Origin of the sequence: Pseudomonas sp. A-R-19 (assembly GCF_019956575.1) — a bacterium.
GTDB lineage: Bacteria > Pseudomonadota > Gammaproteobacteria > Pseudomonadales > Pseudomonadaceae > Aquipseudomonas.
The window spans coordinates 25,711-37,066 of the sequence record NZ_JAHBDR010000087.1; the positions used below are offsets into that span (position 1 = coordinate 25,711).

Annotated in this window: 11 protein-coding genes; 7 read left to right on the forward strand and 4 right to left on the reverse strand. The window is 60.5% G+C overall.

Translation table 11 applies throughout. The features are described 5' to 3' along the window. Positions 1–16 precede the first annotated feature (16 nt). Positions 17–982 (forward strand): alpha/beta hydrolase, encoded by a 966-nt coding sequence (locus KGA88_RS24880; RefSeq protein WP_223594850.1) that lies wholly within the window; start codon positions 17–19, stop codon positions 980–982. 192 nt (positions 983–1,174) lie between these two features. Here KGA88_RS24880 and KGA88_RS24885 read toward each other — a convergent pair whose 3' ends face one another. Further along, positions 1,175–1,522: a DUF6124 family protein gene (locus KGA88_RS24885; RefSeq protein ID WP_223594852.1), complete on the reverse strand. Its 348-nt coding sequence runs from the start codon at positions 1,520–1,522 to the stop codon at positions 1,175–1,177. A gap of 537 nt (positions 1,523–2,059) precedes the next feature. Between KGA88_RS24885 and KGA88_RS24890 the strand changes: the two genes are divergently transcribed. From KGA88_RS24890 to KGA88_RS24915, 6 genes are all read left to right on the forward strand, one after another. After that, positions 2,060–2,260: an antitoxin gene (locus KGA88_RS24890; RefSeq protein ID WP_223594855.1), complete on the forward strand. Its 201-nt coding sequence runs from the start codon at positions 2,060–2,062 to the stop codon at positions 2,258–2,260. Next, positions 2,238–2,687, forward strand: a complete 450-nt coding sequence (locus KGA88_RS24895) for a GNAT family N-acetyltransferase (protein ID WP_223594857.1) — start codon at positions 2,238–2,240, stop codon at positions 2,685–2,687. The genes KGA88_RS24890 and KGA88_RS24895 overlap by 23 nt, the downstream gene beginning before the upstream one ends. 238 nt (positions 2,688–2,925) lie before the next feature. Continuing rightward, entirely contained in the window at positions 2,926–3,390 is a 465-nt protein-coding gene (locus KGA88_RS24900; RefSeq protein ID WP_223594868.1) for a hypothetical protein, read from the forward strand. 207 nt (positions 3,391–3,597) lie between these two features. Then, entirely contained in the window at positions 3,598–4,134 is a 537-nt protein-coding gene (locus KGA88_RS24905; protein ID WP_110660903.1) for a glyoxalase superfamily protein, read from the forward strand. Positions 4,135–4,200: 66 nt separating this feature from the next. Beyond that, positions 4,201–4,707: a PaaI family thioesterase gene (locus tag KGA88_RS24910; protein WP_223594870.1), complete on the forward strand. Its 507-nt coding sequence runs from the start codon at positions 4,201–4,203 to the stop codon at positions 4,705–4,707. Between the two features lie 89 nt (positions 4,708–4,796). After that, a complete protein-coding gene (locus KGA88_RS24915) occupies positions 4,797–5,075 on the forward strand; it encodes a hypothetical protein (protein ID WP_223594883.1) in 279 nt (92 codons plus the stop codon). A gap of 29 nt (positions 5,076–5,104) precedes the next feature. Here KGA88_RS24915 and KGA88_RS24920 read toward each other — a convergent pair whose 3' ends face one another. The 3 genes from KGA88_RS24920 to KGA88_RS24930 form a co-directional block, all read right to left on the reverse strand. Beyond that, complete coding sequence (locus KGA88_RS24920) at positions 5,105–6,718, reverse strand: sensor domain-containing diguanylate cyclase (protein WP_110660901.1); 1,614 nt, start codon at positions 6,716–6,718, stop codon at positions 5,105–5,107. Positions 6,719–6,968: 250 nt separating this feature from the next. Then, positions 6,969–9,386 (reverse strand): TonB-dependent siderophore receptor, encoded by a 2,418-nt coding sequence (locus KGA88_RS24925; protein ID WP_223594872.1) that lies wholly within the window; start codon positions 9,384–9,386, stop codon positions 6,969–6,971. Between the two features lie 126 nt (positions 9,387–9,512). Then, positions 9,513–11,162 (reverse strand): cyclic peptide export ABC transporter, encoded by a 1,650-nt coding sequence (locus KGA88_RS24930; protein ID WP_223594880.1) that lies wholly within the window; start codon positions 11,160–11,162, stop codon positions 9,513–9,515. Positions 11,163–11,356 lie beyond the last annotated feature (194 nt).

Below are 11,356 nucleotides of genomic sequence, written 5' to 3' on the forward strand. Positions count from 1 at the left end.
TTGGAGACCACCGCCCATGGCACTGCACCCGGACATCGAAGGTTTTCTGGAGCTGGCCGAGTTCGGCCGCCTCAGCGGCAAAAGCCAACCCATGCATGAGCTGAGCCCTCGGGACGCGCGACAGCAATTCGAACAGACCTCACAATTGCTCGATGCGGCCCCGACGGGCGCGTTGACGGTGACGGCGGTCAGCATCCCTGCGCGGGACGGGCATTTGCTCAATGCGCGGCTGTACGCCAAACCGCAACCGGGCAGCGAACCGCGCCCGCTGTTGTTGTACTTCCATGGCGGCGGCTACGTTGTCGGCAGCCTCGATTCACACGACACCCTGTGCCGGCGCCTGGCATTGGCGGGGGAGTTTGCCGTGTTGTCGGCGGACTATCGCCTGGCACCGGAACACCGTTTCCCCACCGCCTACAACGATGCCGAAGACATCACCCGTTGGCTGGCCATCACCGGAGCCAAGGCGCTGGGGCTGGATGTCAATCGTGTAGCGCTGGCGGGGGACAGCGTCGGCGGCAGCCTGGTGGCTTCACTGTGTATCGCCATCGCCCAGGACCCATTGGGCTGGCCGCTTGTGCCGCGCCTGCAAGTGTTGCTGTACCCGGTGATCGACGCGGTAAAAAAACGTCCGTCTCTTGCGCGGTTCGCCGAAGGCTATCTGCTGGAAGCCACCACGCTGGAGTGGTTCTACCAGCAATACCAACGCAGTGAAGCGGATCGTGCCGACTGGCGTTTTTCACCCCTGTACGCCGAGGGCCTGCAACGGCTGACGCCGACGGTGCTGTGGCTGGCCGAGTACGATCCGTTGCTCGATGAAGGCCTGGCCTGGGCCGAGAAACTGCGTGCCGCGGGGCAACCCTTGGTGCTGGAGGTCAAGGCCGGCATGACCCACGACTTTGCGCGCATGGGCGAGATGGTCCAGGAAGTGCCGGGGATGCTGGAGCAACTGGCGGCGCAGATCGGCGAAAGCCTGGCCTGACCGCAGAGTTCTCCTTGGCCGGGCTTTTGTGGCGAGGGGGCTTGCCCCCGTTCGGCTGCGCAGCAGCCGTAAACCCGAACAACGCGGTATGCCTGAAGAAGTGCGATGGCCGATTTTGGGGCCGCTTCGCGACCCAACGGGGGCAAGCCCCCTCGCCACAGGTGAGTGCCTTCACCATCCGTGCGATGGCTACTAAGGCGGATCAAGCCGATCCAGCGCCCGATTCACCGCCAGTTCCCCCAGCATGATCACCTGCGCAATCCCCAACAGTGCATTGCGACTCGTCCCCTGCAGATGATCCACCAGATCGTTGGCCATGACATTGGCCGACGCCAGCGATTCGCAGGCGTGCACCAGCAGGGTTTCGGTACTGAGTTCGGGATTGACGATGAACATGGAGCAGGGTGTGCGCGGGGTGGCCATGATGTTGGGGCCGGGATCGAGGGCGCGTTCGGCGGCTTCGTGGAATTGTTTTGAATCGGGGCTTTCGTGCGGGGAGGCCGGGTCGGTTTTCGGCGGATTTGGAGTTACCTTGAACATAAAAATCTTCCTCTAGTAGTGAGCCCACAACCATCTCGCTACTAAACGAAAGGGTGGCGGCTGTGCGCAAGTTAGTAGACCGGTGAGGAAGCGAACCGGCGCGCCCGAGGGCGCCATGCACACAGCCACCATCAAGTGCAGACGAATGTCCGACTGGATGAAACTTGTGCAACCGTTCAACCTCATCGGGCTACTAAACCCGATCACTGGAAATCAGTGACCCGAATCAAGTTACCGACACCCCCCAAGGCGCACAAGCCGGCGGATTCTGGCGTACCTGTAGGCAACGACGCAAGGCGTTGTGGCTTTCATGAAGTAACCTGTAGGCCGCTTAAACAAGCACTATCGAGTGGTCTTTAACCTGCTGTTTTACCTTGTCAAAGAGCGTTGAACTCCTCGGAGTCGGCAGGAAGAGTCCTACGAAAGTTTGCGGTTGGCCCTCGGACGTACAGCCCTTACGATCTGACGCGACGCAATGGTCGGTTAATCCAATGACATTCATCATTGCCAATGACGACAGCGGCTCTGGAGGCCAAAATGAACGCCGAACTTTCCCCCATCGTTTCCGGGCTGGAGACCGAAGAGCAAGTCGCCAGCCATGACCGTTGGTTCCGCGCCAAGGTGCAAGCTTCGATTGACGACCCGCGCCCGAATGTCCCGCATAATCGGATGATGGAAGATATGCGAGCCCTCATCGAGTCAAAGAGCAATATCAATGGACGAATGGGTGAAATGTAAAATCTCCGGGCTCGCACCGCAAATCCGCGAGTTGGAAGAGCAGGCCGTTGCAGAAGGCTTCAGGTTCCTCACCCGGTTGATTGCGGAATGGGAAAGCGGCGCCAATCGATTCGATCAGCAAGGTGAGTGCCTTTTGGGGGTGTTTCGCAACGGACGGCTGATAGCCGTTGGAGGTCTTTCATCCGATCCATTTTCCGAACCGGGCGTAGGAAGATTACGGCGGGTGTACGTCGCCCCTGCATCAAGGGGCCAGAATGTGGGCAAAGCGCTGGTGCAGCAGCTACTGGAACTGGCGTCTGGGCATTTTCGCGTTGTGCGACTGTCCACGGACACGCCCGAGGGCGCTGCCTTTTACCTTCGCTGCGGGTTCCAGCCGATACACGCTGAACATGCGACGCATATGAAGTCATTGGTTGAGATCACATAGCCAATACGACGTCACCGATCAAGTGCCTTGCCAGAGGCAAAGCACTGCGAAGTACGAAAAAACTGCCCGTTAATTGGCGGTATCAAAAAAGGTTTTCACGCAATTCCGGGAAACACCGATAACGCAATGCCTGTAGGAGCCGGCTTGCCGGCGATGGACTCAAGTGCACCGCGTTTATCCAGTTCACACGCGTTATCGTTAACGACCATCGCTGGCAAGCCAGCTCCTACAAGATCAAGTGACCTCCAAACCAGTGAAAGCCCTAAAAAACCTCATCAGTTGCCTGATATTCCCCATCGCCCCTGTCGCCGTCATTTATCTTACTTTCGCCCTGTGCAAGGATATCTGGATGGAAAGCTTCTACACGCCCGGCGAGGACGGCGGCGAAGTGGAGCCCACGCTGGCGCTCGTTATCATTCCTATCCTGCTGGTAATTGCCGCACCGCTGCTGGCGGGGCTGACAGCGTTGACTCGTTGGGGCACGCGGCGCTTTGAACCCGGTGCCTGGTGGCGATGGTTGATGGCGATTCCACGCGTCGCGTTGGCGGCAGTTGCGTTGTTTCTGTTTGTGCTTTCGAGCGGTTTCCTGATGGGCGATACGTTCGGTCCGCTCAGGCATTGGCAGGTGGCTTGCGCATGGGCAGCCAGCGCAGTGACCGTCGGGGCATTTGTGGTTCAGCAACTTTCACGTCTGAGGGAATAGTCCTCAGGGCTCGGACAGGGTACTGCCGTGAACATCTTCCGCATCCCCTGTCGGCTATGTATCATCGACCCCGGCCCGATGCTGCCGGCCGCTCGCTCCCGTTGGGAAAGGTGAAAGCATCTCCGCTTCATACGAACCCAATCGCCTCTCTTGACGGTCGAGGTTTGGCAATGCGAGCACCAGAGCATCTCGGCCACAGGAGTAGCCATGTTTTCAATCGAGCAAGCCAAGCAAATGGCCAAGCAGTTGCGCGCCTCGCTGGAGGAGCGCAATCAGGCGGTGACTCATGCCACCGCGCTGGAACTGGTCGCGCAGCAACTGGGCTACAAGGACTGGAACACCGCATCGGCGTTGCTGGCCCAGGCCAATACCCCGTCAGCACCGAGCATTACCTTCGATAGACCCATCCCCATCTTGCGCAGTTTCGACGAAGCCAAGGCGCGGGAGTTCTATCTGGATTTCCTCGGTTTCAGCGTCGAGTTCGAGCACCGCTTCGAGGCTGATCTGCCGCTGTACCTGGGCATCAGTCGCGACGGGCTGCAACTGCACCTTTCCGAACATCACGGCGATGCCAGCCCGGGTTCGACGGTGTTCGTGCCGACGCACAACATCGAACTGCTCAGGGACGAGTTGCAGGGCAAGCGCTACGGCTACGGACGCCCGGATATTGTTCAGCAGGGCTGGGGCAAGGAGCTGCAAGTCTACGATCCGTTCGGTAATCGGATTCGCTTTTGCCAATATTGATCAGGCGCAGCGGACCGGGGCGACCCGGTCCGCTTTCAATCACCCGGCATTAAGGATGGAAAGGCAATGACCACGCAGGACACCTCGCTTCAAGACATCGCCGCGCCTGAAGGCGTTTGTTATGGCTGCGGCAGCCAGAATCCGCACGGGCTGCACATCAAGAGCTTCTGGCATGAGGACGGGGTGCATGTCATGGCGCAGCATATGCCCGATGACAAGTATTGCGGCTGGCCGGACCTGGTCTACGGCGGTTTGATCGCGATGCTGGTCGATTGTCATTCCAACTGGGCGGCGATGGCTTATCACTACCGCGCGGAACAACGCGAAGTGGGCAGCTCGCCGCACATCACCTGCGTCACCGGCAACCTCGGCATCAAGTTCATCAAGCCTACGCCAATGGGCGTTCTGCTGACATTGCGGGCGAAGGTCGAAGGTGAGGTCGGGCGCAAGAGCCGGGTCATCTGCGAGGTCTTCGCCGGGGATGTCCTGACCGCTGTCGGCGACTCGGTTTTTGTTCGCTTCGACACCGAGCAACTGCGGGCCGACGCGCACGACAACAAGGCAGATCTCTAAACCCGACCTTTGCCGTTCGTCAGAGCGTCTGCACCTTTGCCGAAGCCGGGTCTTCCAAGGTTTTATACCTCACCGGGAAGACCTCAATGATCAACAGAAAAATGCTCGCGCTCATGGCGGCGGGCCTGCTGTCGACGGCTTCGTCTTTTGCACTGGTCATCGAGAACGCGATGGCGGGCTCAGCCGCACCACCTGCTGCCATTCCCGGTATCAACCAGCCTCGGGGCGATGAACCCAAAGACGAGAAGGCCGATAAAAAGGGCGAGGAGGCCTCGGGTTCAAACTCCGGCGCCGAATCCCATGAGATGGAAAAGGACGCAGCGACCTCAAGCGGCTCGATGGACGATGAAAAACAGCCCAAACCGTAGAGGCCTGAGTCGCCGGTTTCGCGCAGCGCCTAGGCCATCACGCGGTTACGCCCGCTCTGCTTGGCAAGGTAGAGACGCTCATCGGCGCGTTTGAGCACGCTTTCGGGCGTCGGGGTGTCTGCGTCCCGGCAAGCCGCGCCGATGGACATGGTCAGCCAGCCAACCTGCGGCACGTCGGTCTGCTCGATGTGTTCGCGTATCCGTTCGGCAATGGTCCTGGCGGTATCCAGCGGCGTGTCCGGCAGGATCAGCGCGAACTCTTCACCACCGGAGCGGCAGGCGAGGTCGCCGGTCCGCGAGTTTTGCTTGAGGATGTCGGCGACCGTTTTCAGTGCCACATCACCGGCGTCATGGCCGAAGGTGTCGTTGACCTTTTTGAAGTGATCGATATCCAGCGCCAGCACCGAATACGCTTGCCCGGTTTTTTCCAGCAGTTCGAGAACGCCGCCCATGGCCCTTCGATTGGCCAGGCCGGTGAGGGGATCGCTTTGCGCTTCATGGCTGAGCTGGCCGAGCTTTTGCTGGAGCAGCTGCACGCCGGTCAGCATTGCCTGGCGAATCGCCGACGCATCGCGGTACCAGGCATGGATCTGTTGCAGTTGCCTGGTCGTTTGCGGCGCGGCCAACTGGTCGGCGGCGAGCGATAACTGGCGCAGCGGGCGAGCGATCAATGCCGTACCCGCCAGAATCAGTCCGAGACCCAACAGCCCGGCGGGAATCATGCCCAGCACCATGTCGCGCATGAGTTGGCCCAGCGGGGCGAGGCTGCGGTCCCTGGGTTGTTGCACGACGACCGCCCAGTTGGCGTCCGGCACCTGGGCAAAACCGGCGAGCATGGGAACACCTTTGTAGTTCGGGCCTTCCAGGGAGCCACGTTCGCCGCGCAAGGCCGCATCGACCGTCAGGCTCCAGCCGAGGACTTCACCGATGCGCTTCTGGTCCGGGTGATACAGCAGCCGGCGATTGCCGTCGGCGACGAAAGCAAAGGTCCCTTCGTGATGAAAATGCCGGCTGATGACCGTATGAAAGGCACTTTGCTTGAGCAGGTAGACGGAGCCGCCGACGACGCCGAGGAATTCCCCCGAAGCGTTGAAAACCGGCTGTGAAATGAACACCACCAGGTTGCCTGCCATGGAGATATAGGCCGCGCTGACCGATGGACGGCGCTCCTTGAGTAGCTGCTGGACGCCCTGCGAAGTCAACGTGGCGCCGACAATCTGCGCGGTGTCGGGATAGGCCTGCAGCACCTTGCCGGTTGCATCCATGATGGCGATGGAGTTGAAATCGGAGTCCTGGGCTTGCAGGCGAATGGCTTCCTTGCGCAGCACTTCGGGGTCGCTCCAGTGCTGGCCAAGCGTATTGGCGCTGTAGTTCAAGCGACTGTGCGCCGAGTTCAGAAACTCACCGATGCTGGAGGCGACCTTGGCTGCGTAGGCTGCGTTGGCCTCAAGCGTCGTATGGATCAGGGACTGACGCTGCACCCGGTAAGCGACGTAGAGGCTGTTGCACAGCGTCGCCAGGACCGACAGCAGGACGAAGAAAAGAATCAGTCCTCGCAGGTCGATGGGCAAGGGCCTGGACAGCTTCGCGCGGTTACCTTGCTCGTTGATGGCGCGGTTGGGGGCATCAGCTGGCGTCGCCATTTTCGATCCATGAATGGGAGTGTCGTGAGGGGGCAATGACTGCCTTGCAGGATAGGCAGAGAGCGCCCAGTTGTCACATGCACGGCGTAGAAAACAGAACCGGAAAGTGATCCACACTGTAGGAGCGAGCTTGCTCGCGATGGCCTCAAAGGCGTTGCGTTTATCCAGTCAACACGCGTCTTCGTTAACGACCATCGCGAGCAAGCTCGCTCCTACAAAATCAAACGGCCCGGCGGGGTGCTGCTGGTAATCAGTATTGCGCGCGCAGGCTCAGGGTCACGGTGCGCGGGTCGCCGTAGAAGTTGGTGCCCCAGGAGGCATCGACACGATCGTAGTACTTGCGGTCGAACAGGTTGTTGGCGGTCAGTGTCGACGACAGGTTTTCGTTGAACTTGTAGCCGACCTGCGCCGTGGTAATGGCATAACCGCCTTGCTGGAACTTCACGTCACGCTGGTAGTAGGTGTCGCTGACCGCACGCACGCCGCCGCCGACGCTGAAGTCTTTGAGCGGACCGTCGGTGAACTCGTACTTGGTCCACAGGTTGAAGTTGTGTTTAGGCGTGATGGTGCTGAAAGTCTTGCCTTTGTTGGCGTCATCGCCGTCGAGGAACTTGGTGGAGGTGTAGGCGTAACCGGTGACGATGCTCCAGTTTTCGGTCAGGTTCCCGCTCAGCTCGGTTTCCCAACCCTCGCTGCGTGCCCGCCCTTCGGTCATGTAGGCGCCGGAGTTGTTGTCGTATTCGGCGCGGTTTTCATCGTAGATGCGGAAGGCGGCGATGCTGGCGTTCAGGCGACCGTCGTAGAACTCGCGCTTGAGGCCGATCTCGTACTGCTTGCCTTTGCGCGGGCCGACCGGCTCGCCGTCCGTGCCGATTTCGCTCTGCGGTTTGAACACGCCGGTGTAGCTGAAGTAGGTCGACAGTTGCGGGGTGATCTTGCCGATGATAGCGCCGTATGGCACGACCTTGTGGTTGATGCTGGTGTGGGCTTCGCCGAAGTTGTTGAAGAAGGCGTTGGCGTTCTTCGCATCGCTTTCGTACCAGGTCACACGGCTGCCGCCGATGACGTCGAGCCAGTCGGTGACGTTGAACTTGGCGCGGGTGTAGACACCGTACTGGTCGGACTTGGACCAGTTGCCGTTGACGTGCGCATAGTCGTTGCGGGGAATGTCGATGCTACCCGGATCAAACACGTTGATCGGAAAGTACTCGCCACCGCCGTAGGTGAAGTCCTTGTCCAGGTGCTGGTACTCGGCGCCCACGGTGAACTCGTGCTGACGATCGGCAAAGTCGAAAGGCGTGGTGACGAAGCTGTCGACGCCAATGGACTTGATGTGGGTGTAGTAGTCGTAGGCCACGGCCCAGCTGTCACCGGTGGCCGGGTCGACAGCGCCGTCGGCCCAGGTGAAGTTACGCTGCGGGGTTTCGGCGTCGCGGTAGGTCAGGGTGGTCTTGAACTGGCCGCCGTTGTCCAGCGCGTGGTCAACTTCGGCAAAGGATTCCCAGACCTTCTCGTTCAGGGTGTTCCACTTGGCGTCGACGAAGGTCGAGCGCGGAACGTCCAGCAACGAGCCGTCGGCATAGGCCGGCAAGCCGAACGCCGGGGTGGAGTTGTTTTTCTGGTAAGCGCCGCCGACCGACAATGTGGTGGACGGGTCGAGGTCGAATTCCAGGCGACCGTAGACCATCGGGCGTTCGTTTTGCGCGTAGTCGACGAAGGACTTGTTGTTCTCGTAGGCGGTGATGAAGCGACCGCGCACGGTGCCCTGGTCGTTCAGCGGGCCGGTAACGTCCACCGAGGAACGGTAGTGATCGTAGGAGCCTGCGGCCAGTTCGCCACCTAAGGCGAATTTACCCAAGGCGCGCTTGCGCACCACGTTGATCGTACCGCCGGGTTCACCCGCGCCCTGGTACAGGCCCGACGGGCCGCGCAGCACTTCGATGCGGTCGTACATCGCCAGGTCGAAACTGGTGGCCATGTCGCCCTGGCCGGTCGGCTGCGAAACGCCGTCGACCTGCACCTGGTCGACGAGGAAGCCGCGCATGTAGACGTCGTTGAGGCTGGAGCCGGAGTTGTAGGTCTTGATGGTCACGCCGGTGACCTGACGCATGGCGTCCTGCAGGCTGTTCATGTTCTGGTCGTCCATGCGCTGGCGCGTGACGACGGACACCGACTGCGGGATGTCCTTGAGCTTGATGTTGCCTTTGCCGATGGTCACTTCATCGCTGGTGTAGGAGTGCGAACCTTCGGTGGTCGGCCCCAGCGCCACGCCAGTGATGGACGTTGCGCCCAACTGCAATGCACTGGAGTCACCGACCGCCGGCACCAGCGACACGGTGTTGCCATTCAACTGAAAATTGATGCCGCTCCCCAGCAGCAAGGTTTTCAGTGCCTGTTCCGGTTCCATGCTGCCGGACACCGCCGTGGACTTGATGCCATTGACCATGTCCTGGCTATAGAGAATCTGCAGGTTGGTCTGCTGGCCCAGTTGACGCAATGCACTGGCCAGCGATTGGGCCGGCACATTGACGTTCACCGGGGCTGCCTCGACCTGGGAGGTCCCCAGCAGCAACAGGGTCAGCAGCGCGCCCGGCACGACCGTGCGGAATTTCTTTTGCCGTTCGATGGCTAATGCCAAAGGTGCGCGGGACAGAGTAAGGCTTTGCATTGCTCGAATCGCTCCAGAATGGTGTGTGCAGTTTTTTAGTTAATGATAATTATTATTAGACGGACCACTTTGGCTAAACCGGAAAACAAACTTCAAAAAACAACAACCTGCGTGCAATCACCGCTGTCAGGCGGTGGCGCGCTCAGTGACGACCCGGCCCGATTCCATGCGCACCAGTTGATCGGCCATGTCGAAATAGCGGTCGTCGTGGGAGATCACGATGATGGTTTTGCCCAGGCGTTTGAGGTCCGGCAGCAGCTCGGTGTAGAAGATGCGGCGGAAGGTCGGGTCCTGGTCGGCGGCCCATTCGTCGAACACCAGCACCGGGCGTTCTTCCAGCCAGGCATTGACCAGCGCCAGGCGCTTGCGCTGGCCGGTGGAAAGGTCGGTGGTGGTGAAGCTGCCGTCCCGGACGCTGACCTTGTGGGCAATCTCCAGGCGTTGCAGATATTTGTTGGCGTCTTCGGGAATGTGCTGGTCGCCCTGCACCACGTCATCGAACAGGTAGTAGTCGGCAAAGATCGTGGTGAACAACTGGCGGTAGTCGTCGCGATTCTGCGCATCGATGCCTAGGCCGTTGAGCAGGATTTCGCCCTGTTGCGGCGCGTAGAGGCCCAGCAGCAACTTGATCAGGGTGGTCTTGCCGCAGCCGTTTTCGCCGACGATGAAAATGATGTCGCCTTGCTCGATGGTCAGGTTCACCGGCCCCAGGCGAAACGCCTCGCTACCGGGGGCAGCGGGGAAGGCGTAGCTGACGTTGTCCAGTTGCAGGCTGTTGACCACGGCCGGCTGGGTGCCCTGTTCGCTGAGCAACAGGTGCGGCTCGGGTGAGGAGAACTGGCTCGACAGTTCGGCGATGCGGCGCAAGGCAATGCGCGCCCGGCTGACGATCGGCAAGGTGCTGACCAGGTGTTCGATCGGGCCTTTCATGTACAGCAACACCAGCACGAAGCCGCTCATCACCGCTTTGTCGGCGCTGGGCCAGAACGATTGCAGGGCGAGCGCCAGGCCGATGACCACGAAGAACAGCATCGAGCCGAGGGTCTTGGCGATCACGAAGGTGTTGATCGAGCGCACCTGGGTGTCACAGATGAAATCGGCGGTGCCCTGGATGCCCTTGACGAGCATGCGCTGGCGGCGCGGGCGGTGGATGCGCAACTCCTTGGCGCCGCCGGCAATGGCGTTGTAGTGCTTTTGCAAATCGTCTTCGGCGTCGCGGGCGGCCATGAAACCCTGGATGCCCTTGCCCTGCGCGTAGAACTGGATGCCGGTGCCGATGGCAATCGCCAGTACCATCATCAGGAACATCGGCCACGACAGCATCGCCAGGTAACCCATGCAGCCGAGGGTCACGGTCAGGGAAATGGCGAGCGGCGCGAAGGCGAAGGCGAAGTCGCTGATGGTGTCGACGTCGTGGGTCAGCACCGGGATCAACCGGTGGCTGCGGTAGCGCTCGATCTGCTCGATGGGCGCTGAAAGGACTTTCTCCCCCAGCGTTTTGCGCAGCCTGGCAATGATGTGCTGGCCGACGTAGTTGGTGCCGATGTCCGAGCAGATCGAACTGCCCAGGGCCAGCACGCACAGGCCGGCGAACAGCGCGACCACGCCCTGGGTCAGGCCGTCCGGCGAATGCAGCGCGTTGTTGATGGTGGCCAGCAGCACCGTCACGCTCAGGCCACCGACCATGCCCAGGAGGGTCGACAGACTGACGACGAGCCGGAACGGTTTCAGGAGGCTGAACAATTCATGAATTGCACCGCGCGTTGGCTGGGTCATGAGCAGAGGGTTCCTTGGGTCGTGAGGCAGATACCCAGTAGAACGTCTGGTGGAGGGCTTAATTTAAAGGGTGGGCGATTGGTGGTTGGGGAGATATGTAACCTGTGGGAGCGGGCTTGCTCGCGAAAGCGGTTTGTCAGTCACATGGATGTTGGATGTGCTGCCGTCTTCGCGAGCAAGCCCGCTCCCACAGG